This window comes from Burkholderia sp. 22088 (assembly GCF_052045915.1).
GTDB classification, from domain to species: Bacteria; Pseudomonadota; Gammaproteobacteria; order Burkholderiales; family Burkholderiaceae; genus Burkholderia; species Burkholderia cepacia.
Genome location: NZ_JBQEPY010000015.1, coordinates 212,088 through 237,680 on the forward strand (window position 1 = coordinate 212,088; position 25,593 = coordinate 237,680).

Annotated in this window: 19 protein-coding genes and 1 tRNA gene; 7 read left to right on the plus strand and 13 right to left on the minus strand. The window is 68.0% G+C overall.

What is annotated here, in order from left to right:
• Window positions 1-22 precede the first annotated feature (22 nt).
• Window positions 23-217, minus strand: coding sequence for a hypothetical protein (locus ACTJLD_RS27550; protein WP_027786959.1), 195 nt, complete (start codon window positions 215-217; stop codon window positions 23-25).
• On the opposite strand from ACTJLD_RS27550, the gene folD reads away from it, so the two are divergent.
• A complete protein-coding gene (gene folD / locus ACTJLD_RS27555) occupies window positions 216-1,076 on the plus strand; it encodes a bifunctional methylenetetrahydrofolate dehydrogenase/methenyltetrahydrofolate cyclohydrolase FolD (protein WP_027786958.1) in 861 nt (286 codons plus the stop codon). The genes ACTJLD_RS27550 and folD overlap by 2 nt on opposite strands.
• 237 nt (window positions 1,077-1,313) lie before the next feature.
• Window positions 1,314-3,401 (plus strand): M3 family metallopeptidase, encoded by a 2,088-nt coding sequence (locus ACTJLD_RS27560; RefSeq protein ID WP_027786957.1) that lies wholly within the window; start codon window positions 1,314-1,316, stop codon window positions 3,399-3,401.
• 60 nt (window positions 3,402-3,461) lie between these two features.
• Here ACTJLD_RS27560 and dinB read toward each other — a convergent pair whose 3' ends face one another.
• A complete protein-coding gene (gene dinB / locus ACTJLD_RS27565; RefSeq protein WP_272545952.1) occupies window positions 3,462-4,655 on the minus strand; it encodes a DNA polymerase IV in 1,194 nt (397 codons plus the stop codon).
• Between the two features lie 136 nt (window positions 4,656-4,791).
• Between dinB and ACTJLD_RS27570 the strand changes: the two genes are divergently transcribed.
• On the plus strand, window positions 4,792-5,484 hold the full coding sequence (locus ACTJLD_RS27570; RefSeq protein ID WP_060169985.1) for an aspartate/glutamate racemase family protein: 693 nt from the start codon (window positions 4,792-4,794) through the stop codon (window positions 5,482-5,484).
• A gap of 98 nt (window positions 5,485-5,582) precedes the next feature.
• Here the strand turns inward: ACTJLD_RS27570 and ACTJLD_RS27575 are convergent.
• Window positions 5,583-5,659, minus strand: a tRNA-Met gene (locus ACTJLD_RS27575).
• Window positions 5,660-5,842: 183 nt separating this feature from the next.
• On the opposite strand from ACTJLD_RS27575, the gene xth reads away from it, so the two are divergent.
• Complete coding sequence (gene xth, locus ACTJLD_RS27580) at window positions 5,843-6,619, plus strand: exodeoxyribonuclease III (protein WP_048024087.1); 777 nt, start codon at window positions 5,843-5,845, stop codon at window positions 6,617-6,619.
• Between the two features lie 19 nt (window positions 6,620-6,638).
• Here xth and ACTJLD_RS27585 read toward each other — a convergent pair whose 3' ends face one another.
• The 4 genes from ACTJLD_RS27585 to glnA all read right to left on the minus strand — a co-directional run bounded on the left by ACTJLD_RS27585 (window position 6,639) and on the right by glnA (window position 13,119).
• Entirely contained in the window at window positions 6,639-8,747 is a 2,109-nt protein-coding gene (locus ACTJLD_RS27585) for a prolyl oligopeptidase family serine peptidase (protein WP_321907525.1), read from the minus strand.
• 89 nt (window positions 8,748-8,836) lie between these two features.
• On the minus strand, window positions 8,837-10,354 hold the full coding sequence (gene ntrC, locus ACTJLD_RS27590; RefSeq protein WP_021157654.1) for a nitrogen regulation protein NR(I): 1,518 nt from the start codon (window positions 10,352-10,354) through the stop codon (window positions 8,837-8,839).
• 46 nt (window positions 10,355-10,400) lie between these two features.
• Window positions 10,401-11,543, minus strand: coding sequence for a nitrogen regulation protein NR(II) (glnL, locus tag ACTJLD_RS27595; RefSeq protein WP_021157653.1), 1,143 nt, complete (start codon window positions 11,541-11,543; stop codon window positions 10,401-10,403).
• Between the two features lie 160 nt (window positions 11,544-11,703).
• On the minus strand, window positions 11,704-13,119 hold the full coding sequence (glnA, locus tag ACTJLD_RS27600; protein WP_017331833.1) for a type I glutamate--ammonia ligase: 1,416 nt from the start codon (window positions 13,117-13,119) through the stop codon (window positions 11,704-11,706).
• A gap of 407 nt (window positions 13,120-13,526) precedes the next feature.
• On the opposite strand from glnA, the gene ACTJLD_RS27605 reads away from it, so the two are divergent.
• On the plus strand, window positions 13,527-13,991 hold the full coding sequence (locus tag ACTJLD_RS27605; RefSeq protein ID WP_440660038.1) for a rhodanese-like domain-containing protein: 465 nt from the start codon (window positions 13,527-13,529) through the stop codon (window positions 13,989-13,991).
• Between the two features lie 115 nt (window positions 13,992-14,106).
• Here the strand turns inward: ACTJLD_RS27605 and ACTJLD_RS27610 are convergent, their stop codons facing one another.
• From ACTJLD_RS27610 to hrpA, 5 genes are all read right to left on the minus strand, one after another.
• Window positions 14,107-14,922, minus strand: coding sequence for a competence/damage-inducible protein A (locus tag ACTJLD_RS27610; RefSeq protein WP_027786951.1), 816 nt, complete (start codon window positions 14,920-14,922; stop codon window positions 14,107-14,109).
• Complete coding sequence (locus tag ACTJLD_RS27615; protein ID WP_059699126.1) at window positions 14,919-15,746, minus strand: EI24 domain-containing protein; 828 nt, start codon at window positions 15,744-15,746, stop codon at window positions 14,919-14,921. Before ACTJLD_RS27615 ends, ACTJLD_RS27610 begins: the two co-directional genes overlap by 4 nt.
• A 111-nt stretch (window positions 15,747-15,857) precedes the next feature.
• Window positions 15,858-16,832, minus strand: a complete 975-nt coding sequence (locus ACTJLD_RS27620) for a sterol desaturase family protein (RefSeq protein ID WP_021157648.1) — start codon at window positions 16,830-16,832, stop codon at window positions 15,858-15,860.
• Between the two features lie 16 nt (window positions 16,833-16,848).
• The gene (locus tag ACTJLD_RS27625) at window positions 16,849-17,838 is read right to left on the minus strand and encodes a YVTN family beta-propeller repeat protein (protein ID WP_027786950.1); all 990 of its coding nucleotides are present in this window, start codon (window positions 17,836-17,838) and stop codon (window positions 16,849-16,851) included.
• A 182-nt stretch (window positions 17,839-18,020) separates the two neighbouring features.
• Window positions 18,021-22,229, minus strand: a complete 4,209-nt coding sequence (hrpA, locus tag ACTJLD_RS27630; RefSeq protein ID WP_440660040.1) for an ATP-dependent RNA helicase HrpA — start codon at window positions 22,227-22,229, stop codon at window positions 18,021-18,023.
• Window positions 22,230-22,252: 23 nt separating this feature from the next.
• Between hrpA and argA the strand changes: the two genes are divergently transcribed.
• Both argA and ACTJLD_RS27640 read left to right on the plus strand, forming a co-directional pair.
• Complete coding sequence (gene argA, locus ACTJLD_RS27635; RefSeq protein WP_027786948.1) at window positions 22,253-23,632, plus strand: amino-acid N-acetyltransferase; 1,380 nt, start codon at window positions 22,253-22,255, stop codon at window positions 23,630-23,632.
• A gap of 50 nt (window positions 23,633-23,682) precedes the next feature.
• On the plus strand, window positions 23,683-23,958 hold the full coding sequence (locus ACTJLD_RS27640) for an oxidative damage protection protein (RefSeq protein WP_006478357.1): 276 nt from the start codon (window positions 23,683-23,685) through the stop codon (window positions 23,956-23,958).
• A gap of 139 nt (window positions 23,959-24,097) precedes the next feature.
• Here the strand turns inward: ACTJLD_RS27640 and ACTJLD_RS27645 are convergent, their stop codons facing one another.
• Complete coding sequence (locus tag ACTJLD_RS27645; protein WP_124840338.1) at window positions 24,098-25,513, minus strand: MFS transporter; 1,416 nt, start codon at window positions 25,511-25,513, stop codon at window positions 24,098-24,100.
• Window positions 25,514-25,593 lie beyond the last annotated feature (80 nt).

The window sequence follows — 25,593 nt, forward strand, 5'->3', positions numbered from 1 at the left end:
CGGCCAGCCGCACCATCGGACACTACCGCGCCGCGCGATGCGGCCCACTCGCGCGGCATCCCGGCGCTTCCTCCCGGAGCGCCGGCACCGGCGCCATGACGCTTTCCTTGTATTCACTGTCGGACGACGGCAGGCGACCGGTATAATTGCGTGCTTTGCTGCGGCGCTTCGCGTGCCGCACGCCCGCATTCCAACTTCCCGGCAGGACCACCACCATGACAGCCCTCCTCATCGACGGCAACGCCCTCTCGAAGACCTTGCGCGCGCAGGCCGCCGAACGCGCCGCCGCCCTGACCGCACGCGGCCACCAGCCCGGTCTCGCGGTGATCCTCGTCGGCGCCAACCCGGCGAGCGAAGTCTACGTGCGCAACAAGATCAAGGCGTGCGAGGACAACGGCTTCTTCTCGCTGAAGGATGCGTACCCGGCCACGCTGTCGGAAGCCGACCTGCTCGCGCGCATCGACGAGCTGAACCGCGACCCGAAGATCCACGGCATTCTCGTCCAGCTGCCGCTGCCCGCGCACATCGACAGCCACAAGGTGATCGAGGCGATCGCGCCGGAGAAGGACGTCGACGGCTTCCACATCGCGAACGCCGGCGCGCTGATGACCGGCAAGCCGCTGTTCCGGCCGTGCACGCCGTATGGCGTGATGAAGATGTTCGAGGCGCACGGCATCGCGCTGCAGGGTGCGAACGCGGTCGTGATCGGCCGCTCGAACATCGTCGGCAAGCCGATGGCGATGATGCTGCTCGACGCCGGCGCGACCGTGACGATCTGCCACAGCAAGACGCGTGACCTCGCCGCGCATACGCGGCAGGCCGATGTCGTGGTCGCCGCGGTCGGCAAGCGCAACATCCTGACCGCCGACATGGTGAAGCCCGGCGCGACGGTGATCGACGTCGGCATGAACCGCGACGATGCGGGCAAGCTGTGCGGCGACGTCGACTTCGCGGGCGTGAAGGAAGTGGCCGGCCACATCACGCCGGTGCCGGGCGGCGTCGGCCCGATGACCATCACGATGCTGCTGATCAACACGATCGAAGCCGCCGAGCGCGCGGCCGACGCAGCCGCCTGACCCTGCCCGTTCAGCCGGCGTGCGGTTCCGCGCGCCGGCGCCTCGCCGGCCGCACCTGGCCGGCCGCACCTTGCCGGCCGCCCCGTCCCGCATTCGACCCCGCGCCAATCGCGTCGTTAGAAACTAACGATTGGAAAGCGCGCGATGCGCCCCAATAATGTCGATATCGGGCGCCGCGCTGCCGTGCGCGCCTTACCCTTTTCACTCCGGTTCATCCGGCAACAGACAGGGAGTCTTATGTCCGCCAGCGCCAACACCAACCCGCTTCTCGACTTCTCGGGCCTGCCCCGCTTCGGCGAGATCCGCCCGGAACACGTGACGCCCGCGCTCGACACGCTGCTCGATGCCGCCAACCGCGCGGTCGAGACCGCAAGCGCGGCCGCGACGCCGGCAACCTGGGCGGATGTCGTCGAGACGGTCGAGCACGCGACGGAGCCGCTCGGTCGCGCGTGGGGCATCGTCGGCCACCTGAACGCGGTCGCCGATACCCCCGAACTGCGGGCCGCCTACGGCGAAAACCTGCCGCGCGTGACCGAATTCTGGTCGAGCGTCGGCCAGAACCTCGCGCTGTACGAGAAGTACAAGGCGATCGCCGCGAGTGCCGAATACGCAACGCTGTCCACCGAACGCAAAAAGATTCTCGACAACGCGCTGCGCGATTTCCGCCTGTCGGGCGCCGAGCTGCCCGAGGACCAGAAGCCGCGCTTCGCGGAACTGCAGGAACAGCAGGCCGCGCTGTCGAAGGCCTTCTCCGATCACGTGCTCGACGCGACCAACGCGTACGCGTACATCGTGCAGGACGACGCCGAACTGGCCGGCCTGCCCGGCGACGCGATCGAGGCCGCCCGCGAAGCCGCGCAGAAGGACGGCAAGGAAGGCTGGAAATTCACGCTGCACTTCCCGTCGTACTTCCCGGTGCTGCAATACGCCGACAACCGCGCGCTGCGCGAGACGCTCTACCGCGCCTATGCGACACGCGCGTCGGAACTCGGTCCGCAGTACGGCGACGGCAAGGCCGAATGGGACAACACGGCGATCGTCGCCGATGCGCTGAAGCTGCGCCGCGAAGAGGCGCAGATGCTCGGCTACCGCAACTTCGCCGAAGTGTCGCTCGCGCCGAAGATGGCCGAATCGCCGCAGCAGGTGATCGCGTTCCTCGAGGATCTCGCAACGCGCGCACGCCCGCACGCGGACAAGGACTGGGACGAGCTGCGCACGTTCGCCGCGAAGGAACTCGGCCTCGCCGAACTCGCGCCGTGGGACGTCGCATACGCGGCCGAGAAGCTGCGCCAGCAGCGCTACGCGTTCTCGGAAAACGAGGTCAAGCAGTACTTCCCGGAGCCGGCCGCGCTGAAGGGCCTGTTCACCGTCACCGAGACGCTGTTCGGCGTCCAGATCAAGCCGGACGATGCGCCGGTGTGGCACAAGGACGTGCGCTTCTTCCGCGTCGAAAACCGCGACGGCTCGCTCGTCGCGCAGTTCTATCTCGACCTGTACGCGCGCGAAGGCAAGCGCGGCGGCGCGTGGATGGACGACGCGCGTTCGCGCGCGAAGCGCGGCAGCACCGTGCAGACGCCGGTCGCGTACCTGACCTGCAACTTCTCGGCACCGGTCGGCGGCAAGCCCGCATGCTTCACGCACGACGAAGTCATCACGCTGTTCCATGAATTCGGCCACGGGCTGCACCACATGCTCACGCGCGTCGACGAGCTCGGCGTGTCGGGCATCAACGGCGTCGAATGGGATGCCGTCGAGCTGCCGTCGCAGTTCATGGAAAACTTCTGCTGGGAATGGGACGTGCTGTCGTCGATGTCGTCGCACGTCGATACGGGCGCCGCGCTGCCGCGCGAGCTGTTCGACAAGATGATCGCCGCGAAGAACTTCCAGAGCGGGCTCGGCACGCTGCGCCAGATCGTGTTCTCGATGTTCGACATGCTGCTGCACGTCGACTTCGACCCGGCCGGCGCCACCGGCGTGACCGCATTCGCGCGCGAGATCAACGAACGCTATCACGTGATCCCGCAAGCCGCGTTCTCGCGCTGGCCGAACACGTTCAGCCACATCTTCGCGGGCGGCTACGCGGCCGGCTACTACAGCTACAAGTGGGCCGAGGTGCTGTCGGCCGATGCGTACGCGGCGTTCGAGGAAGCGGCCGCCGCGAGCGGCAGCGTACTCGACGCGGCGACCGGCACGCGCTATCGCCGCGAAATCCTCGAGGTCGGCGGCAGCCGCCCGGCGATGGACTCGTTCAAGGCGTTCCGCGGCCGCGAGCCGCAGATCGATGCGCTGCTGCGCCACAACGGGATGGCTGCCCCCGCGCACTGAGCGCCCGCTGTCCGGCTCGTCCGGCTGCATCGAAAGGCACCGCCGCGGCGGTGCCTTTTTTCATGGCGCCGGGAGTTCGCCGGCTGCGTCGTCGGCGTTACCGGCTTCGTCGTCGAACAGCGAGAACTGCCCGTGGCGCTCGGCGGTATCCTCGTCGATGCGCACGCCGACGCCGAGCAGCCGCACCGCCTGCGCACGCCGTTGCAGCCCCTTCGCGAGCAGCGTGACGGCCGTATCCGCATGCGTCGCGTCGGCCACGCACTCGACCGTCGTCCGCTGGAAATCGGCGAAGCGGATCTTCACGTACAGCTTGCGGATCGACCGCGCGGCGCCCGCCCGCGCGATACGCGCGTCGAGCTGCACGACGAGGCGGCGGATTTCTTCCGCGCACTGCTCGAGCGTCGTCAGATCGGTGACGTAGGTCGTCTCGACGCTGACCGACTTGCGCTCCTGGTCGGCCTGCACCGGCCGCTCGTCGATCCCGCGCGACAATTCGTACAGCCGCCGCCCGAACGCGCCGAATTCGCGGTGCAGGTCGATCAGCGGCCAGTCGCGCAATTGCGCGCAGGTCTGGATGCCGAGCCGGTCGAGCCGCGAGGCCGTCACCTTGCCGACGCCGTGCAGCTTGCGCACCGGCAGCGCCGCGACGAACGCGTCGATCTCGTGCGGCCGCACGACGAACAGCCCGTCGGGCTTGTTCCAGTCGGACGCGATCTTCGCGATGAACTTGTTCGGCGCGACGCCGGCCGACACGGTCACGCCGACCGTATCGTGCACGCGCTGACGGATCTCCCGCGCAATCAGCGTCGCACTGCCCTGGCACCGCTCCGACCCGCTGACGTCGAGGTACGCCTCGTCGAGCGACAGCGGCTCGACGTCGGGCGTGTAGTCGCGATAGATCGCCATGATCTGCCGCGATGCCGCGCGGTACTTGTCCATCGCGGACGGCAGGATCAGCAGGTCCGGACACTTGCGCATCGCCAGCGCCGACGACATCGCCGAATGCACGCCGTAGCGCCGCGCCTCGTAGTTGCAGGTCGCGATCACGCCGCGCTGGTCGGGCCGGCCGCCGACCGCGAGCGGCCGGTTGCGCAGCGACGGGTCGTCGCGCATCTCGACCGACGCGTAGAAGCAGTCGCAATCGCAATGAATGATCTTGCGCATGCGCGGCAGCACGTCGCCCGGCGGCGGCGCGTGCGGATCGGCAGGCGGAATGATGGTCGGGTTCACGGTGCCGATACTGTACAAAAACACAGTGCCGGTTTCAACTGTCGCGTGCGGTCGCGCCCGGCTGTGCCGTACCGGCCCGCTTTGCGCGGATCGTACCGGCCGGCGCGGGCAGCGGCGCCTATACTCGTCTGCCGCAATACACGAAACGCAAAGGTGACGGATGAAGACGATCGGACTGATCGGCGGGATGAGCTGGGAATCGTCGGCAGAGTACTACCGGATGATCAATCGCCATTCGAAGGCGCTGCACGGCGGACATCACAACGCGAAAAGCGTGCTGGTCACGGTCGATTTCGCGGAGATCGAAGCGCTGCAGCGCACGCACGACTGGGCCGCGCTCGGCGAGCGGATGGCGAGTGCCGCGCGGCAGCTCGAAGCGGCCGGCGCCGATCTTGTCGTGTTGACGACCAATACGATGCATCGCGTCCACGCCGCGATCGAAGCCGCGGTGACACTGCCGTTCCTGCACATCGCCGATCCGACCGGCGCCGCGCTGCGCGATGCGGGCATCGAGCGCGTCGCGCTGCTGGGCACGCGCTACACGATGGAGTTGCCGTTCTACGCGGAGCGGTTGCGCGACAGGTTCGGCATGGAGGTGCTCGTGCCGGACGAACGCGGGCGCGACGACGTGCACCGGATCATCTACGACGAGCTGTGCCACGGCATCATCGCGCCGGAATCGCGCGCGACGTACGTGACGATCATCGAGGAACTGGCGACGCGCGGCGCCCAGGCGGTGATCCTCGGCTGCACGGAAATCACGCTGCTGATCGGCGCGGACGACTCGCCGCTGCCGGTGTTCGATACGACCGCGCTGCATGCGAAGGCGGCGGTCGAGTGGGCGGCGCGATAGCGGCGCCGCGCGCAGAAAACAAAAAACCCGGCATGGAGCCGGGTTCTTGTCGACGAAGCGCGCATCGGTCATATGCGCTGCACATCGTCTGGTGTGCTTGGTTGCGGGGGTAGGATTTGAACCTACGACCTTCGGGTTATGAGCCCGACGAGCTGCCAGACTGCTCCACCCCGCGTCAGAGAAATAAATTATAGGGTGAGGAAGTACTCACGTCAATACTTTTGTCACAATTTCTTCCCGATTCCCCGTGACGGCGGTGCGAGGCACCGCCCCGCCCCGCACGACGGGCGCGTTCGCACCGCGTGCTCGCGGTAAGATGGCGGCCTTCGCATTTACCCCGCACGCACACTCCCCGTTCATGAAAATCGCCACCTGGAACGTCAACTCGCTCAACGTCCGCAAGCAGCACGTACTCGACTGGCTCGCGCAAAGCGGCACCGACGTGCTGTGCCTGCAGGAACTGAAGCTGCCGGACGAGAAATTCCCGCGCGCCGATCTTGAAGCCGCCGGTTATCGCAGCTGGTTCACGGGCCAGAAGACCTACAACGGCGTCGCGATCCTCGCGCGCGACACGCTGTCCGTCGACGAATCGGACGTCGTGCGCAACATTCCGGGCTTCGACGATCCCCAGCAACGCGTGATCGCCGCGACGGTCGACGGCGTGCGCATCGTGTCCGCGTATTTCCCGAACGGCCAGGCGCCCGACTCGGACAAGTTCGTCTACAAGATGCAATGGCTCGACGCGCTGCAGGCGTGGCTGCGCACCGAGCTGCAGCGCTACCCGAAGCTCGCGCTGCTCGGCGACTACAACATCGCGCCGGAAGACCGCGACGTGCACGACCCCGCGAAATGGGAAGGCCAGAACCTCGTGTCGCCGCAGGAGCGCGCCCACTTCGCGCAACTGATCGAACTCGGCTTCGTCGATGCGTTCCGCCGCTTCGAACAGCCGGAGAAGACCTTCACGTGGTGGGACTACCGGATGATGGCGTTCCGCCGCAACGCGGGGCTGCGCATCGACCACGTGCTGCTGTCGCCGGCGCTCGCGCAAACCTGCACGTCGTGCGAGGTCGATCGCACGCCGCGCACGTGGGAACAGCCGTCCGACCACACGCCCGTGGTCGCGGTCGTCGGCTGACCGGGCAGCCCGCGCGCGTTCAGCGCCGCGCGGGCGCCGGCCCGAGATGGGCCCACAGGAACCCGAATTCCGCCGCGTCGGCTTCCGCGCGTTCCAGATCGTCGGCACTGCCGTGGCCGCCGTCGGTGTTCTCCCAATACCACACCCGTTCATGACCGAGCGCACGCATGCGCGCGGCCATCTTGCGCGCATGCGCGGGATGCACGCGGTCGTCGCGCGTCGACGTCGTCAGCAGTAACGGCGGATACGCGACGCCTTCACGCACGCGGTGATACGGCGAATACGCGGCCAGCGCCGCACCTTCGTGCGGATCGTCCGGGTCGCCGTATTCGTCGAGCCACGCGGCGCCCGCGTGCAGCTTCGGATAACGCCGCATGTCGAGCAGCGGCACGCGGCAGAGCACCGCGCCGAACAGCTCCGGCCGCTGCACCATGCACGCGGCAACCAGCAGCCCGCCGTTGCTGCCGCCCTCGATGCCGAGCTGAGCGGCGCTCGTCACGCCGGTCGCGGCCAGGTCCTCGGCCACCGCGATGAAATCGTCGAACGAGCGCTGGCGGTGTTCGCGCTGCGCGTCGACGTGCCAGCGCGGCCCGAACTCGCCGCCGCCGCGGATGTGCGCGAACGCCATCACGCCGCCGCGCTCGAGCCACCCGATGCCGAACGCGTCGCTGTAGCCCGGCAGGTTCGGGATCGCAAAACCGCCGTAGCCCGACAGCAAACACGGCCGCGCGACGCGCGTGGCGCCTTCGGCCGGATCGAGTGCATCGCGCGGCCCGATCAGCGTGTACGGCACCATCGTGCCGTCTTGCGAGCGCGCGCTCGCGCGGCGCACGACGAGCCCCGTCGCGTCGAACTGCACCGGCGGCCGGTCGAGCAGCACGCGGCGCGACGACGCATCGTCCGCGCGGTCGGCCAGATCCGCCAGCCAGCATTCGGGCGGATCGAGATAGGTGTCGACGTCGACGTACACCTCGTCGTTCAGCGTCGCCTCGACGGGCTCGACGTCGATCTGCGCGTCGCCCGCCCACTCGAACGGCCGCGCATCCCATGTCCACGTACCGTCGTCGACCTGTCGCGGTTGCCACAGCATCGTGCGGTTGTGCACGTCGTCGAGCCAGCTCGCGATCAGCGTCGTGCGCGTGTGCGTCCACGTGCACGCGGACGTCGTCGGCTGCGGCGCGAACAGCGTCGTGAGTTCGCGCGACCCGGCCAGGAACGCCTGCTCGCGGATCGCCAGCAGCGAGCCGCCCGCATGGCGCACGCCGCCGCAATCCCAGTCGAGGCGCGGCTCCAGCATGAGCCAGCCTTCCCAGAACCCGACCTCGACATGGGGCGGCACGTCGTAGCGCGCCCACTCGCCCGCATCGGTCAGCCGGTACGCATGCGCGTCGAAGAAGTCGACGCTGCGCCACGCGACGTGGCGGTTGTCGATCGGATCGAACCCCGCGCCCGCGCTGATGTCGTCGGGTTCGCCGCTGAAGACGACCGGCGCGTCGGCAAGCGCGGTGCCGCGCACCCAGCGCCGCGCTTCATACGGATAGCCGGCCGCGGTGGCATGCGCGTCGCCGCGATCCCAGCTCACGTAGACGGTATCGCGATCGATCCAGCCGACCGTGTGATGCCCCGGCTCGTCGATCGTGAAGCCGCCGTCGACGAAACGACGTTCGACGAGATCGAATTCGCGCACGACGACCGCGTCGGCACCGCCCGGCGACAGCGACAGCAGTGCGCGATCGCCGTCCGGGTACAGGATCGCGTCCTGCTCGAACACCCACGATTCGCCCTCCTCCGCGCCGAGCGCGTCGACGTCGAGCAGCGTTTCCCACGCCGGCCGGCCTGCACGCCAGTCGTCCCAGCGCGTGCGGCGCCACAGCCCCTTCGGATGGAGATCGTCCTGCCACAGGTCGTAGGCCCAGTCGCGCCAGCGGGTTGGAATCACCGGGCGTTCGCGCGGCAGGTACGCTTTCGCGAGGCGCGCCGTCAGCGCGCGATAGGCATCGTCGTCACGCAGCGCGGCGCGCGTGCGCGCGTTCTGCTCGTCGACCCACGTGCGGGCGCGCTTGCTGTCGAGCGCTTCGAGGAAACGGAACGGGTCGGCCCCGGCGGGCCAGCGGAAGGAATCGGACATTGCGGATGGGCGGAATGGCAAACGGCGTGCAAACCGCGATTATGTCCGATCGCGGCATGCGCGATGCCCGCGCATGCCGCAAATCGTGCTCAGGGCTCCAGATGGAGTTCCTGGATCTTGCGCGTGATCGTGTTGCGGCCGATGCCGAGGCGCTCCGCGGCCTCGACCTTGCGACCGCGCGTGAAGTCGAGCGCCTCGCGGATCACGGCCGCCTCGAAGCGGCGTGCGAGTTCGTCCATCACGTCGGCCGAATTCTCGCGCAACAGCCGCGCCACCTCGGTGCGCAAACCATGCTCCCACACCGGATAGCCGGCCGGCGCGCTGCCGTTCGGCGCGGCCGCGACAGGCGCGGACGCCACCGGCGCCGTGCCCGTCACCGGTGCAGAGAGTGCCGTATCGCCACCACCGACGTGCGTGCCCGCACCTTCACCCGCAGCGACGACCGGCGCGCCGGCCGGCACGAGGTCGGGCGGCAGGTCCTTGATCTCGACCGTCTGCGCGGGCGCCATCACGGTCAGCCAGTTCGCGAGGTTCTCGAGCTGGCGCACGTTGCCGGGAAACGCGAGCGACGTCAGGTAGGCCAGCGCCTCGTCGGACACGCGTTTCGGCTCGACGCCCAGATCGCGCGCGCTCTTCTGCAGGAAGTGGCGCGTGAGCAGCGCGATGTCCTCGCTGCGCTCGCGCAGCGGCGGCAGCCGCAGCCGGATCACGTTGAGCCGGTGGTAAAGGTCTTCGCGGAACAGGCCCTGCCGCACGCGCGATTCGAGATTCTGGTGCGTCGCGGCGATCACGCGCACGTTCGCGCGCAGCGGGTTGTGCCCGCCGACCCGATAGAACTGCCCGTCCGACAGCACGCGCAACAGGCGCGTCTGCAGGTCGAACGGCATGTCGCCGATTTCGTCGAGGAACAGCGTGCCGTTCTCGGCCTGCTCGAAGCGGCCCTGCCGCGTCGACTGCGCGCCGGTGAACGCGCCGCGCTCATGGCCGAACAGCTCGGATTCGAGCAGGTCCTTCGGAATCGCCGCGGTGTTCAGCGCGATGAACGGCCCGTTCGCGCGCGGGCTGTGACGGTGCAGCGCACGCGCGACGAGCTCCTTGCCGGTGCCCGATTCGCCGGTGATCAGCACGGTCGCGGCCGAGTGCGACAGGCGGCCGATCGCGCGGAACATGTCCTGCATCGCGGGCGCCTGGCCCAGCATCTCGGGCGCCTCGGCCACGCGCTCGTCCTGCGGCACGCCGCCGCGCAGGCTTTCCTCGACGGCGCGGCGGATCAGCTCGACCGCCTTGTCGACGTCGAACGGCTTCGCGAGATATTCGAACGCGCCGCCCTGGAACGCCGCGACGGCACTGTCGAGATCGGAGAACGCCGTCATGATGATGACGGGCAGGCCCGGCAGGCGCTCGTGCATCGCCTGCAGCAACTCGAGGCCCGAGCCGCCCGGCATCCGGATGTCGGATACGAGCACCTGCGGCGTCTCGTGGTCGAGCGCGGCCAGCGCGTCGCGCACGTTCGCGAAGCTCTTCGTCGCGAAGCTGTCCCGGGCGAGCGCCTTTTCAAGCACCCAGCGGATCGATTGGTCGTCGTCTACTATCCAGATCGGCTTCATAGGTCGGTCAGATATTGGTGAATCCGGTGAATCGCCATGCCGTCGCTCAATGATCGAGCGGCAGCAGGATCTGAAATTCGGTACGTCCGGGCCGGCTTTCGACCTCGATCGTCCCGTCGTGCTGCTGCACGAACGTCTGCGCGAGCGTCAGGCCGAGGCCGCTGCCGTCGTCGCGCCCGGACACGAGCGGGTAGAAGATCCGGTCGCGGATGTCTTCCGGGATGCCGGGTCCGTTGTCGATCACGTGCAAGTCCAGTGCCAGCCGGTACAGGCGCTTCGCGATCGTCACCTTGCGCGCGATGCGCGTGCGCAACTCGATCTTCGCGTCGCCCTGCGCGATCCGTTCGCGCAGCGCCTGCGCCGCGTTGCGCACGATGTTGAGCAGCGCCTGGATCAGTTGCTCCTTGTCGCCGCGCAGGTCCGGCACGCTCACGTCGTAGTCGCGCTCGATCGTGAGCCCGCGCGGGAATTCCGCGAGCATCACCGCGCGCACGCGTTCGCATACTTCATGAATGTTCACGTCGCCGACGATGTGCGGATGCCGGTGCGGCTCCAGCAACCGGTCGACGAGCGTCTGCAGGCGGTCGGACTCCTTGATGATCACCTGCGTGTATTCGCGCAACTCGCCGCGCTCGCGCTCGCCGAGTTCGAATTCGAGCAGCTGGGCCGCGCCGCGAATGCCGCCGAGCGGATTCTTGATCTCGTGCGCGAGGTTGCGGATCAGCTGCTTGTTGACCGCGGTCAGGTCGTGGATGCGCTCCTCGCGATCGGTGCGCGACTGCCGTTCGTTCTCGAACAGCTCGACGAGCACGAAATCGGGCGCGGTCTCGAGGAAGCCGACGATCGCATGCACGTGCAGCGGTTCGCGGCCGGGCCGGTCGAGCACGGTATCGAGGTGCGTCGCGTGAAAGCGCTCCTCGCCGATCGCGGTGATCGTCGACGCCAGTTCGTTCGCGTTCGGAAAGATCTCGCCCCACGGCCGCTGCGCGAGCTGCCGGCGCGAGATGTCGAGCATCGCCTCCGCGGAGGGGTTCGCGAACGCGATCCGCAGCGTCTTGCGGTCGAGCACGAGCACAACCGTCGGCAGCGCTTCCAGCCCTGCCAGCAGGCCCGAGCGTGCGAGCCGCTCGTCGTCCGTCAGTCGCTCGGGCTGCCCCGTTTTCGCCTTGATCAGATTCTTCAGAACCATCTGCGTGCTTGTCGCGCCTCAACGGGCCAGAAAAGGAAAATCACCGGAACAAAAAAGGGACGGCTGAACGCCGCCCCTTTCAGACTCCGCCGCCCCCGCCGCCAACCGCGCGGCGGGAACGAACCGGCAAAACGGCGCTGAATCGAAGCGCCATCGCCGATTACAGCGAGTAGTACATCTCGAACTCGATCGGGTGCGTCGTCATGCGGAACTTCGCCAGCTCCTGCTCCTTCAGCGCGAGGTACGCGTCGATCATGCCGTCCGTGAACACGCCGCCGCGCGTCAGGAACTCGCGATCCTTGTCGAGCGCTTCGAGTGCCTGGTCGAGGCCCGCGCAGACGGTCGGGATCTTTGCATCCTCTTCCGGCGGCAGGTCGTACAGGTTCTTGTCCGCTGCTTCGCCCGGATGGATCTTGTTCTGGATCCCGTCGAGGCCGGCCATCATCAGCGCCGTGAAGCACAGGTACGGGTTCGCCATCGGATCCGGGAAGCGCGTTTCGATACGGCGGCCCTTCGGGTTCGACACGTGCGGAATGCGGATCGATGCCGAGCGGTTGCGTGCGGAGTACGCGAGCTTGACCGGTGCTTCGAAGTGCGGGACCAGACGCTTGTACGAGTTCGTCGTCGGGTTCGTGATCGCGTTCAGTGCACGGGCGTGCTTGATGATGCCGCCGATGTAGAACAGCGCCAGTTCCGACAGGCCGGCGTAGCCGTTGCCCGCGAACAGGTTCTGGCCGTCCTTCCAGATCGACTGGTGAACGTGCATGCCCGAACCGTTGTCGCCGACGACCGGCTTCGGCATGAACGTCGCGGTCTTGCCGTACGAGTGCGCGACGTTGTGGATGATGTACTTCGACCATTGCGTCCAGTCGGCGCGCTGAACCAGCGTCGAGAACTTCGTGCCGATTTCGTTCTGGCCCTGGCCCGCCACTTCGTGGTGGTGCACTTCGACCGGAATGCCGAGCTGTTCGAGCAGCAGACACATTTCCGAACGCATGTCCTGGAACGTGTCGACCGGTGCGACCGGGAAGTAGCCGCCCTTCGTGCCCGGACGGTGGCCCGTGTTGCCGCCTTCGAATTCCTTGCCTGCCGACCACGGCGCTTCTTCCGAGTTGATCTTCACGAAGCAGCCCGACATGTCCGTGTTCCACTGGACCGAGTCGAAAATGAAGAATTCCGGTTCCGGACCGAAGTAGGCCGTGTCGCCGATGCCCGTGCTCTTCAGGTACGCTTCGCCGCGCTTCGCGAGCGAACGCGGATCGCGCTCGTAGCCCTTGCCGTCGGCCGGCTCGACCACGTCGCAGGTCAGCACGAGGGTCGACTCTTCATAGAACGGGTCGACGAAAGCGGCGCTCGGGTCCGGCATGAGCAGCATGTCCGACGCCTCGATGCCCTTCCAGCCGGCGATCGACGAGCCGTCGAATGCATGGCCGCTTTCGAACTTGTCTTCGTCAAACGCCGAAACCGGCACCGACACGTGCTGCTCCTTGCCGCGCGTATCCGTGAAGCGGAAATCGACAAACTTGACGTCCTCGTCCTTCACGAGCTGCATGACGTCGGCGACGGTTTTACTCATAACCTCTTCTCCTGATTAGAACAATTCCGGCGGACTGGGAACCGCCTCGTTTATCGAGCTGACCGGGGTCTTGCTTTGGCGCAGCGCGCCCCGATTCGACCGAATTCTATATAGCAGCTTCCGTGCCACCTTTGCGAACGACGGGCGCAAATCGCGCCGGGGCTCGCCACGACAGGGCCGGGCTGCGCGATTCCGGGGCCTTGCGCCGCACCGGTCGCTCGCCGAAAGCACTGTGATGGTGCAATTCCGGCAGCCCGCCGCAACCAAGGAATCATTCTGGTGCATACGTGCCATTCTGCACTTTTTTGGTGAACACGTGGGCCACGCGTGCACCGCACCGCACGCGGCCATCCATGCCGCGACGCCGCGCTAGAATGCTCGTTTGACCGATACGGAGACTCCCTGCCATGAGTACGCTCGACCAGCTTTACGCGAAGGCCGACGAACGCCGCGCCCAAGGCCCGCTCAACTACGCCGGGGCGCTGCTGCCGGCCGAAGCCTTCGAACTGCTGCAGCTCGATCCGTCGGCACGCCTCGTCGACGTGCGCACCCGCGCCGAACTCGACTGGATCGGCCGCCCGCTCGTCGGCGACGGCCAGTATCTGCACCTCGAATGGACGCGCTACCCGGGTGGCGTGCCGAACGCCGAATTCGTCAACGAACTGAAGGCGGCCCTCCCGGCCGATACCCCCATCCTGTTCCTGTGCCGCAGCGCCGCGCGCTCGAAGCTCGCCGCGGTCGCCTCCACGCAGGCCGGCTTCACGAAGGCGTTCGACCTGCTCGAAGGCTTCGAGGGCGCGAAGGACGCCGAAGGCCACCGCAAGACGGTCGACGGCTGGTGCTTCCGGAAACTGCCGTGGATCGGCGCCTGACGGCGCGCCGCGCCCGCCGGTGACGACAGCCTTATCGTCGAGCCGGGCGATGACATGCCGATGACGGGCCGCGTTGCGCGGCCCGTGGTTTTTGCGCGGCCGGCTGGCGCGCCGCTCAGGCCCGCGACGTCTCGGCTTCGACGACGTCGCCGCCGAGCAGGTGCACGCCCTCGCGCAGCTTCACGTACGCGGCCGCGACCGCTTCCGGCTCGCCCTTCACGCCGAGGTCGATGTGACGGCGCGCGAAGATCCCGCCACGCTCCGCATCGCCCACGCTCGGCAGGCTGAACACGCGCACGCCCGGGAAATCGCGCTCGATGCGCTCCATCAACGGCGTGAGCGTCGATTCCGGCAGCTCGAACACGTACAGCGAACGCTCCGCGTGCGGCGTCGCGTGATGCAGGTGCGCGTACTTCGTATCGAGCACCCATTCGATCATCGGCCACGCCATCACCGGGAAACCCGGCACGAAGTGCAGGTCGCCGACCGAGAAACCGGGAATCCGGTTGTAGCCGTTCGGGATGATCGTCGCGCCCACCGGAAACACGCCCATGTTGAAGCGGTGCTGGTTCTCCGGAGAATCGAAATCGACCGGCGTGGCCGGGTCGGTGTGGGTTTCGCGGATCCGCTCCGAAATCAGCACCTTCGCTTCCGGATGCAGCTCGAGCGTCACGCCGAGCGCGGCGGCCGCACACTGGCGCGTGTGGTCGTCCGGCGTCGCGCCGATCCCGCCCGTCGAGAACACGATGTCGCCCGACGCGATCGCGCGCGCGAGCGTCGCCGTGATGCGCGCCGGATCGTCGCCGACGTATTCGGCCCAGTCGAGCGCGAGGCCGCGTGCGCCGAGCAGCTCGATGACCTTCGCCAGATGCTTGTCCTGCCGGCGGCCCGAAAGGATTTCGTCGCCGATGATGATGATGCCGATGCTCATGCCTGCCCCATGTCGATTGCGGTGGCGCGCGAACTCGCACGCAGGTCCTCCAGCGCGCGCAGGCAGTAATGCCCGAACCACAGCGCCGAGAAGACGAGGATGAAAGCGTAAACCCAGATCATGGCCGCCGCGACGAACGGGAACAGCACCATCATCCAGACCGACGATACCCACACGAAGGTCGGCACGGTGCCGAGCAGCCCGGTCGCGACGCCGATGCCGATCAGCGGCCAGCGGTGCCGGCGCACGAGCGCCCGGCGCTCGTCGCGGCTCGCGTGCAGCGCGAGCGCGTCGTAGGTCATCACGCGGTACGTGAGCCAGCCCCAGATCACGGGCGGCAGCAGCGCGAAAAACGGTGGAATCAGCCACAGCGGGATCGTGACGACCAGCACGACGACACCGGCCAGCGCCGCCCACAGCGAATTGAACACGCTGCCGAAGAAGGTGCCGCCCCGCTTCGGCTCGAGCGCCGCGAACTGCCGGTTCGACAGGTGCTTGATCACGACCGGCATCGAAATCGTCGCGATCAGCAGCAGCACGGTCAGCACGATCAGCGGAATCGCGAGCGACACGACCACGAACGGCGCGACGACCGCATGCAGCTGCGACATGCCGATCGCGTCGAACGCGCGGTACAGCAGGGCCGTCAGCACGAAGCCGTCGAGCGCGCCGCGTGCGAGGTCCAGCAGCGTCTGCCACGAGAACCACAGCACGACACCCCACAGGACGGCCGAGACAAGAAACGGCATCAGGGTGAGCCAGAGCATGCGCGGATGCAGTGCGCTCGCGAATGCCCGGACGAAGGAACGCAGCAAGTCGTTCATGCGAGCCTGTATCGACGGAGAAAAACGGGGAAAGGATAAACCACGCGGCCCGCATGCGCCAAAGCACATGCGGGCCGCGTGGGAGAGCCGCTCAACGTGGGAATGGCCGGATCAGGCCGACGCCGCGCCGCGCTTGGCGGGGAACAGGCGCCGGAAGATCCGCACGAACGCGAGGCCGTGCTGCGCCCAGAAGCCTTCGCCGTAGGACACGCCCTCGACCTGGTCGCGGATGCCGGTCGGCTCGACCGTGCGGTTCCACGACGCGGTGCCGAACATCATGTCCCACCACGGGAACAGCACGCCGAAGTTGCAGCCGTACTTCGTGCCTTCGTGGCCGTAGCCGACCGCGTGGTGGCGCCGGTGGAAGATCGGGCTCACGAACAGGCGCTCGCCGAGCCAGCCGAACGACAGGCGCGCATTCGTGTGCTGAATGCTCTGCATGAAGTTGGTGAACGCGGTCAGCACGACGAACTGCGACGGCGTCACGCCGATCACGAGCGCGATCGCCGCGAAGAAGCACGACTGGATCACGTCGTCGAGCACGTGGTTGCGGTCGTCGCACCACAGCGACATCTGGCGCTGGCTGTGATGCACGGCGTGCAGCTCCCACCAGACGCCGAACTTGTGCTGCCAGCGGTGATACCAGTAGCCGGCGAAATCGAGCACGACGAGATAGATCGCGAACGCGACGATCGGCTTCGAGGTCACGCCCGGCCACAGGTAGTCGAGGTTGACGTTCGCGACCCCGTGCAGGCGCAGCCACGCCTGGAAGTTGTCGAACAGCGGCTGCAGCGCGAAGAAGAAGAACAGCGAATAGATGCCGAGCTTCGCGATCGCGGTGTAGATCACGTCGACCCGCACGGCACGGCGGTTCGTCCAGCGCTCGACGGGCCGCAGCGCCTCGAGCGGGCGCAGCAGCACGAACATCAGCACCATCTGCAGCGCGCCGACGATCACCCAGTACAGCGCGTCGTAGGTGTCCTCGTCGTAGTCCATCAGGTTGAACTTGAAGAGGAGCGGCTGCACGACGTCGACGTACAGCCAGGTCTGGATGTCCGATACGAACGCATCGATCAGGTGCAGCATCGTTCTCCCCCGCCCGTCACGCGCCGTTCGCGGCGCGCCACGGCGCGCGGTCGTAGAAGTAGATCCCGTGCGGCGAACGGCCGACGGCGATCGTCTGCACCAGCTTGCGCGACGCCAGGTCGATGATCCCGACCTTCTTCGCGAAGCGGAACGTCACCCACAGCGTCTTCTTGTCGGCGGACAGTTCCATGTCGTCGGGGCCCGGCAGCAGGCCGGTGATGTCGCCGACGTTGGTGAGCGTGTTCTCGTCGATGATGCTGATCGTGTTCGCGACCCGGTTCGTCACCGCGACGTGCGTGCCGTCGGCGAGCGAACGGAAGTTGTGCGCGCCCTTGCCGGTATAGATCTGCTTGACGACCTTCTGGTTGCGCCAGTCGACCACCGCGACGTAGTCCGCGCCCGTCATCCCGACGAGCAGGTACTTGTCGTCCGGCGTGAGCCACAGGCCGGCCGGCACCTTGCCGACCTTCATCTTCCACTTGACCGTCTGCGTCGGCAGGTCGATCGCCGCGATCTCGCCGGACACCTGCAGCGACACGAGCAGCGTCTTGCTGTCCTTCGTGAACGCGAGGTGGCTCGGCATGACTTCGAGCGGCACGCGCTTCACGAGCTTCAGGTCGCGGCCGTCGTAGCCGTAGATGTCGACGCGGTCGAGGCGCAGGCCGGCGGCCGCGAACCACTTGCGGTCGGGCGAGAAACCGAGCTGGTAAGGATCGTCGATCCCTTCGACGGTGCGCTGCAGCTTGCCCGTCTTCGGATCGAGGAACATCAGGCTGTTCGAGACCGAATTTGCAACGATCAGCGACGAATTGTCGGGCGTTGCCATCAGGTGATGCGGTTCCTTGCCGGTCGGCATCGTGCCGACGACCTGACGGGTCTGCTGGTCGATCAGGGAAAGCGTCGCTTCGGCCGAATTGAGGATGATCACGTTATTCGCGTGGGCGGCGGGCGCCAGCACGGCGGCGGCCAGCGCGAGCGTGCGGCCGAGGGAAAGGAAAGTGCGCATGAAGACTCACGTCGTGGAACAACCGTCATTGTAAAACGTTCAACCGGCCCGGCCGGTTGACCTGGGCCGGCATTGCGCCACTTCGACGCACGCGGCGGCGTGCCCGGCCGGGCGGCCCGGCAAGCGCCGCGCGGCCGGCCGGGGCCCGCCGCCGGCGCGGAGCCCGGGAAGCCGATGTTGCGCTAGCGCTGCATCGACTCCCAGACCTTGTGCAGACGCTTGACAGAGACAGGCATCGGCGTGCGCAGTTCCTGCGCGAACAGCGAAATCCGCAATTCCTCGAGCAGCCAGCGGAATTCCGCGAGCCGCGGATCGGCGACGCCGCCGCGCTGCGACACCGCGCGCTGGTACTGCTGGGCGAGCGGCAGCAGGTCGGCCGACTGCTTCGCGTCGCGCGCCGGATCGGCCTTCAGCTTGTCGATCCGCAGCGCGATGCCCTTCAGGTAGCGCGGGAAGTGCGCGAGTTGCGCGTAGGGCGTATCGATCACGAAGCGCTTGCCGACCAGCGCGGCGAGCTGCTGCTGCAGGTCCGCATGCGCCTGCGCGAACGGCTTCGCCTGCGCGAGCTTCTTCACGAGCCCCGCGTATTCGGCCAGGACCTGCCCGACCAGCCGCGCGATTTCCTGCGCGAGCAGGTTCAGGCGGCTTCGGCCCTCGTCACGGCGCGCGTGGAAGCTCGCGTCGTCGTCGGGCAGCGGGTCCTGCAGGCACGCGCGGTCGAGCGCCGTGTCGATCAGCTGGTCGCGCAATTCGTCCTGCGTGCCGAGCGACATGTACTGCATCGCCATCTCGCGCAGGCCCGGCAGGTTCTTCTCGAGGAACTTGATCGGCTCCTTCAGCTGCAGCGCGAACAGCCGCCGCAGGCCGGCCCGGTGGATGCGCGCGGCCTCCTCCGGCGAATCGAACACCTCGACGTCGCAATGCGTGCCGCGATCGACGAGCGCCGGGTAGCCGTACAGCGTCTGGCCGCGCCGGCGGATTTCCAGCAGCTCGGGGAGCTTGCCGAAATTCCACGTCGTCAGGTTCTCGTACAGCGCCGTCGCGCCGGCTTCCGTCGGAGCGGACGTCTGCGGCGCCGCGCCCTTCGCGGGCTTCGGGCCGCGGCCGGGTGCGCCGGCCGGACCAGCCGCCGCCGGCGCGTGGCCGACCGGCTGACCCGCATCGCCCTCCCCGCCAGCCGCGATCGTCGACGCCGCCGCGATCTTCTGGAACTGCTGCTGCGCCTGCGCGCCCAGCTCCTGGCGAAGCTGCGCGAGATTGCGCCCCATCGCGAGCTGGCGGCCGTGCTCGTCGATCACCTTGAAGTTCATGAACAGGTGCGCGGGCAGCGTCTCGAGCTTGAAATCGGCCGTTTTCATCGCGACCTGCGTCTCGCCGCGCACGTCGGCGATCAGCGCCTCGACAAGGCCGCCCGCGCCGAAGCGCTCGCGGCCCATCCGCTCGACGAAGCCGGCCGCGTATTCGGGCAGCGGCACGCAGTGCCGGCGCAGCTTCTGCGGCAGCGACTTCAGCAGCAACTGCACCTTTTCCTTCAGCATCCCCGGCACGAGCCACTCGCAGCGGCGCGCGTCGACCTGGTTCAGCGCATACAGCGGCACCGCGAGCGTCACGCCGTCGCGCGGCGTGCCCGGCTCGAAGTGATACGTGAGCGCCATCTCGACGCCGGCCATCGTCGCGCGCTTCGGGAACAGCTCGGTCGTCACGCCGGCCGCCTCGTGGCGCATCAGGTCGTCGCGCGACAGGTACAGCAGCCGCTGCTTGTCCTCGGGCTGGCCGCCCTTCTTCACCTCGTCGCGATACCAGCGCTCGAATGCGGCGCCCGTGTGGATGCCCGCCGGAATCGCCTGGTCGTAGTACGCGTAGATCAGCTCGTCGTCGACCAGCACGTCCTGCCGGCGCGACTTGTGCTCGAGCTGCTCGATGTCGGCGAGCAGCTTGCGGTTGTGCGCGAAGAACGGCAGCTTCGTGTCGAATTCGCCTTCGACCAGCGCGCCGCGGATGAACAGCTCGCGCGCCCGCGCCGGATCCTGCTTGCCGAACGCGACGCGCCGGCGGTGGTAGATCGGCAGCCCGTACAGCGTCGCGCGCTCGAACGCGCTGACCTGCGCCGGGCGCTTCTCCCAGTGCGGCTCCGACAGCGATTTCTTCAGCAGGTGCGCGCCGATCTTCTCGACCCACTCCGGCTCGATCTTCGCGAGGCAGCGCGCGTACAGCCGGCTCGTCTCGACGAGCTCGGCCGCCATCACCCAGCGGCCGGCCTTCTTCGCGAGCACGGAGCCCGGCCACAGGTAGAACTTGATCCCGCGCGCGCCGAGATAGTGCGGATCGTCATCGGCCTTCAGGCCGAGGTTGCCGAGCAGGCCCGTCAGCAGGGCCAGATGGACCTGTTCGTATGTCGCCTCGGCTTCGTTGAGCCGCCAGCCGTGCTCGCGCACGACGGTCAGCAGCTGCGAATGGACGTCGCGCCACTCGCGCAGCCGCAGGTGCGACAGGAAGTTCTGCCGGCATGCGTCGACGAGCTGGCGGTTCGACTTCTTGTGCGCGACCGCCTCTTCGAACCACGCCCAGATCTTCAGCCACTGCAGGAACTCGGAACGCTCGTCGGCGAACCGGCGGTGCGCCTGGTCGGCCTGCTCCTGCGCCTCGATCGGGCGGTCGCGCGGGTCCTGCACGGACAGCGCGCTCGCGATGATCAACACCTCGCGCAGCGACTGCTGGTCGCGCGCGGCGAGAATCATCCGGCCGACGCGCGGGTCGAGCGGCAGCCGCGCGAGTTCGCGGCCGAGCGGCGTCAGCGCGTTGTCGTCGTCGACCGCGCCGAGCTCGTTGAGCAGCTGGTAGCCGTCCGCGATCGCGCGGCCGGGCGGCGGCTCGAGGAACGGGAACGATTCGATCGCCGTCAGGTGCAGCGACTTCATCCGCAGGATCACCGACGCGAGCGACGAGCGCAGGATTTCCGGATCGGTGAAGCGCGCCCGCGCCTGGTAGTCGCTTTCCTCGTACAAGCGGATGCAGATACCGTCGGCCACGCGGCCGCAGCGGCCCGCGCGCTGGTTCGCGGCGGCCTGCGAGATCGACTCGACCTGCAGCTGCTCGACCTTGTTCCGGTACGAATAGCGCTTCACGCGCGCGAGGCCGGTATCGACGACGTAGCGGATGCCCGGCACCGTCAGCGAGGTTTCGGCCACGTTGGTCGCGAGCACGATGCGGCGCGCGTTCGATGCCTTGAACACCTTGTCCTGGTCCGCTGCCGAGAGCCGCGCGAACAGCGGCAGGATCTCGGTGTGCGGCGGATGATGCTTGCGCAGCGCCTCGGCCGCCTCGCGGATCTCGCGCTCGCCGGGCAGGAACACCAGCACGTCGCCGGGGCCTTCGCGGCACAGTTCGTCGACCGCGTCGACGATCGCATCCATCAGGTCGCGCTCGGCTTCGCGCGCGGTCTTCACGCGATCGCGGCCGCCCGTGCCTTCGGCATTTTTCACGGCCGGGCGATCCTCGGCCACCGGCCGGTAGCGCATCTCGACCGGATACAGCCGCCCGCTTACCTCGATCACGGGCGCGGGACGCTCGTCGGTGCCGAAATGGCGCGCGAAGCGATCGGCGTCGATCGTCGCGGACGTGACGATCAGCTTCAGGTCCGGCCGCCTCGGCAGGATTTCCTTCAGGTAGCCGAGCAGGAAGTCGATGTTCAGGCTGCGCTCGTGCGCCTCGTCGATGATCAGCGTGTCGTACGCCTTCAGCAGCGGATCGGTCTGCGTCTCGGCGAGCAGGATCCCGTCCGTCATCAGCTTCACGGACGCGCCCGGCGCGAGATTGTCGGTGAAGCGCACCTTGTAGCCGACCACCTCGCCGAACGGCGTGCCGAGTTCCTCGGCGATCCGCCGGCCGGTCGACGACGCGGCGAGCCGCCGCGGCTGCGTATGGCCGATCAGGCCCGTGCCGCCGGCGCCAAGGCCGCGGCCGAGATCGAGACAGATCTTCGGCAACTGCGTGGTCTTGCCCGAGCCGGTCTCGCCGCAGACGATGACAACCTGATGACCGGCGATCGCGTGTGCGATTTCGTCGCGCTTGCCCGACACGGGCAGGCTTTCGGGGTACGTGATCGGCGGGACGGGGTTCGGCGCGACGACGGCGCGCGGCGGCCGCTCGCGGCGCGGGGAACGCTCGCCCGTTGCCTGGGGTGCGCCCTTCGCGGCGAACTGGCGCGCATCGCCGCGCCGTTCGTCACCGCGCGGCCCGCGCGGCGCGTCTGCCGGTTTGCCCGCCTGCTTTTCCTGCTGCTGGCGCGCTGGCTGGCCCTGCTGCTCGCGTGCGTCGGCCGCACCATCCGGGTGCCGGGCCGACGGCGTATTGGCCCGCGTCGGCGCGGGACTTTTAGAAACATTCGACATGGGGGCGCATTATAATCCCGCCCATGAATTCCCAAACCGACCTCCCCCCCGCCCAGACCGGCGCCGCGACGCCGCCGGCCGCCGACGATTCGGCCGCCAGTCACGCGCAGTTCGTCGACTGGATGCGCTCCGTCGCGCCCTATATCCACAAGTTCCGCAACAGCACGTTCGTCGTGGGGTTTGGCGGCGAGGTGGTGCAGCAGGGGCTCCTGAACGCGCTCGTGTCCGACATCGCGCTGCTGCAGGCGATGGGTATCCAGATCGTGCTGGTGCACGGTTCGCGCCCGCAGGTCGAGGAGCAGCTGAGCCTGCACGGTGTCGAATCCGAGTTTTCGCACGGCCTGCGCATCACCGATGCGCGCGCGCTCGAATCCGCGAAGGAAGCAGCCGGCGAAGTGCGTCTCGACATCGAGGCCGCGATCAGCCAGGGTCTGCCGAACTCGCCGATGGCGCACGCGCACATCAGCGTCGTGTCGGGCAACTTCGTGACCGCGCGGCCGGTGGGGATTCTCGACGGGGTCGATTTCGCGCATACGGGCATCGTGCGCAAGATCGACGCGGAGTCGATCCGTCACTCTCTCGCGAGCCGCAAGCTCGTGCTGCTGTCGCCGCTCGGCTTCTCGCCGACCGGCGAAGCGTTCAACCTGTCGATGGAAGACGTCGCGTCGGCCGCCGCGATCGCACTGCGCGCCGACAAGATCATCTTCCTGACCGAAGCGCCCGGCATCGTCGACGACGAAGGCGGGCTGGTGCGCGAAATGTCGCTCGACGCGGCCGCCGAGCTGCTCGATTCCGGCAACGTCCAGGGCGACGACGCGTTCTTCCTGAAGCACTCGATCCGCGCATGCCGCGGCGGCGTGACCCGGGCCCACCTGATCCCGCAGTCGCTCGACGGCAGCATGCTGCTCGAACTGTTCCTGCACGACGGCGTCGGCACGATGATCTCGTACGAGAACCTCGAGAGCCTGCGCGAAGCGACGCCGGACGACGTCGGCGGCATCCTGTCGCTGATCGAGCCGCTCGAGTCGGACGGCACGCTGGTGCGCCGCGGCCGCCACCAGATCGAACGCGACATCGACCACTTCTCGGTGATCGAGCACGATGGCGTGCTGTTCGGCTGCGCGGCGCTGTATCCGTACCAGCAGGAGAAGATCGGCGAGATGGCGTGCCTGACGGTCGCGCCGGAAGCGCAGGGCTCGGGCGACGGCGAACGCCTGCTCAAGCGCATCGAGCAGCGCGCCCGCGCGCGCGGCCTCACGCACATCTTCGTGCTCACGACGCGCACCGAGCACTGGTTCCTCAAGCGCGGCTTCGTCAAGGTCAGCGTCGACGACCTCCCCGAAGACCGCCGCAAACTCTATAACTGGCAGCGCAAGTCGCTCGTGCTGATGAAGCAGCTCTGAGCGCAGGCACGACTGCCCTCCCCCCAGTTCGATTACAGGAGAAGTACACGATGGCTCGAATGATTCAATGCGCGAAGCTCGGCAAGGAAGCCGAAGGCCTCGATTTCCCGCCGCTGCCGGGCGAACTCGGCAAGCGCATTTACGAGAGCGTCTCGAAGGAAGCGTGGCAGGGCTGGCTCAAGCAGCAGACGATGCTGATCAACGAGAACCGCCTGAACATGGCCGACCCGCGCGCGCGCCAGTACCTGATGAAGCAGACCGAGAAGTACTTCTTCGGCGACGGCGCGGACCAGGCGTCCGGCTACGTGCCGCCGACCGAAGGCTGATGATGCGATGCGCGCGGCCGGCAGCCTGCCGGCCGCGTGCTCCGGGAAAGACGGCACCGTGTTTCGCACGGTGCCGTTTTCTTTTGGCGACATCCGCTCGGGGCGTTCCCGCCTCCCGCGCGGCGGCATGGCGTGCCGCTCAGCCGGCCGGCTTCAGCGCACCGCCGTCGCCCGGCTGCGCGCTCCCGTCGGCCGCGGGTGCCGTGCTGCCGCCTTCGGTGCCCCATTCGGCCGCATCGCTGCGTTCGGCCGTCGACAGTTCGTCCGCGCGATACCCGGTGCGATTCAGCAGCGCGAGCATGCAGACGAGCGACACGAGCGCGTAAAGCCCCGACGCGACCGCGACGCCGACGATGCTGCCGGTCGTGTTGAGGATCGCCTGCGCGAGCACGGGCGTGCCGCCGCCGACGACGAGCGCGCTCAGCTGATACGCGAGCGACAGGCCCGTGTAGCGGATGTTCGCCGGGAACACGCGCGCGAGCACGCCGCCGACCGCGCCGTAGAACATCGCCGACGGAATCGTCGAGATGCACATGCCCGCGACGGCGACCCAATACGAACGCGTCGCGAGCGCATGGAACATCACCGGCATCAGCACGATTTCCGGAATCAGGATCCAGCACATCGCGCGGCGCATGTCGACCTTCGACACGAACCACGCGCCGACCGGCTGCATCAGGAACTGCACGACGAGCGAGATCGACAGGATGCCGAGAAACGTGCCCTGCGCGTAGCCGAGTTCCTTCGTCGCCCACGACAGCGCGAACGTGCTGCGGAAGTACGTGACGTTGATCACCGGCAGCGTGCCGGCCGCGAGCAGCACGACGACCCAGTGATCGCGCACGACGTCGCGCAGCGGCAGCTTCACGGTGCGCTTGCGCGCGAGCACGCGCTGCATGTCGGCCGACTCCTCGAGCCGCAGCCGGATCACCATGCCGATGATCACCAGCACGGCCGACAGCAGGAACGGAATGCGCCAGCCCCACATCAGGAACGACGGTGTCGGCAGCGCGCTCAGCGCGAAGAAGGCGGCCGTGGCGAGCAGGTTGCCGGTGGGCGAACCCTGCTGCGCGAACGCCGCGTACAGGATGCTGCGATGCTTCGGCGCGTTCTCGCTCGCGATCAGCACCGCGCCGCCCCACTCGCCGCCGACCGCGATGCCCTGCAGCACGCGCAGCGCGACGAGGCCGGCCGGCGCCCATACACCGATCCGCGCATAACCGGGCAGCAGGCCGATGCCGGTCGTCGCGAGCCCCATCATCACCAGCGTGATCACGAGCGCGGTCTTGCGGCCGACACGATCGCCGAGATGCCCGAACACGATGCCGCCGAGCGGCCGCGCGGCGAAGCCGGCCCAGAACGTGACGAACGCAAGCAGCGTCGCGACGCCGGGATCCATCCTGCTCGAAAAGAACACCTTGCCGAACACGAGCGCCGCGGCGGTGCCGTAAATGTAGAAGTCGTACCACTCGATCGTGGTGCCGACGAACGCCGCGAAGGCGGCGCGGCCGGGCCGCGGCTGCGGCGCGGCGGACGGGGATGGCTGACGGCTCATCGATGTCTCCATGTTTGTGTTTCCGGGGCGCGACTGCCGCGCGCCTTTCCCGGGTGGCCGGCATGGCGCCGCCGGCCGGC

Bases quoted from the DNA above. Each gene is read 5' to 3' on its own strand.
- folD (WP_027786958.1), top strand. From the start codon at position 216: ATGACAGCCCTCCTCATCGACGGCAACGCCCTCTCGAAGACCTTGCGC.
- ACTJLD_RS27550 (WP_027786959.1), bottom strand. From the start codon at position 217: ATGGTGGTGGTCCTGCCGGGAAGTTGGAATGCGGGCGTGCGGCACGCG.
- ACTJLD_RS27560 (WP_027786957.1), top strand. From the start codon at position 1,314: ATGTCCGCCAGCGCCAACACCAACCCGCTTCTCGACTTCTCGGGCCTG.
- ACTJLD_RS27570 (WP_060169985.1), top strand. From the start codon at position 4,792: ATGAAGACGATCGGACTGATCGGCGGGATGAGCTGGGAATCGTCGGCA.
- xth (WP_048024087.1), top strand. From the start codon at position 5,843: ATGAAAATCGCCACCTGGAACGTCAACTCGCTCAACGTCCGCAAGCAG.
- ACTJLD_RS27585 (WP_321907525.1), bottom strand. From the start codon at position 8,747: ATGTCCGATTCCTTCCGCTGGCCCGCCGGGGCCGACCCGTTCCGTTTC.
- ntrC (WP_021157654.1), bottom strand. From the start codon at position 10,354: ATGAAGCCGATCTGGATAGTAGACGACGACCAATCGATCCGCTGGGTG.
- glnL (WP_021157653.1), bottom strand. From the start codon at position 11,543: ATGGTTCTGAAGAATCTGATCAAGGCGAAAACGGGGCAGCCCGAGCGA.
- glnA (WP_017331833.1), bottom strand. From the start codon at position 13,119: ATGAGTAAAACCGTCGCCGACGTCATGCAGCTCGTGAAGGACGAGGAC.
- ACTJLD_RS27605 (WP_440660038.1), top strand. From the start codon at position 13,527: ATGAGTACGCTCGACCAGCTTTACGCGAAGGCCGACGAACGCCGCGCC.
- ACTJLD_RS27610 (WP_027786951.1), bottom strand. From the start codon at position 14,922: ATGAGCATCGGCATCATCATCATCGGCGACGAAATCCTTTCGGGCCGC.
- ACTJLD_RS27615 (WP_059699126.1), bottom strand. From the start codon at position 15,746: ATGAACGACTTGCTGCGTTCCTTCGTCCGGGCATTCGCGAGCGCACTG.
- ACTJLD_RS27620 (WP_021157648.1), bottom strand. From the start codon at position 16,832: ATGCTGCACCTGATCGATGCGTTCGTATCGGACATCCAGACCTGGCTG.
- ACTJLD_RS27625 (WP_027786950.1), bottom strand. From the start codon at position 17,838: ATGCGCACTTTCCTTTCCCTCGGCCGCACGCTCGCGCTGGCCGCCGCC.
- hrpA (WP_440660040.1), bottom strand. From the start codon at position 22,229: ATGTCGAATGTTTCTAAAAGTCCCGCGCCGACGCGGGCCAATACGCCG.
- argA (WP_027786948.1), top strand. From the start codon at position 22,253: ATGAATTCCCAAACCGACCTCCCCCCCGCCCAGACCGGCGCCGCGACG.
- ACTJLD_RS27640 (WP_006478357.1), top strand. From the start codon at position 23,683: ATGGCTCGAATGATTCAATGCGCGAAGCTCGGCAAGGAAGCCGAAGGC.
- ACTJLD_RS27645 (WP_124840338.1), bottom strand. From the start codon at position 25,513: ATGAGCCGTCAGCCATCCCCGTCCGCCGCGCCGCAGCCGCGGCCCGGC.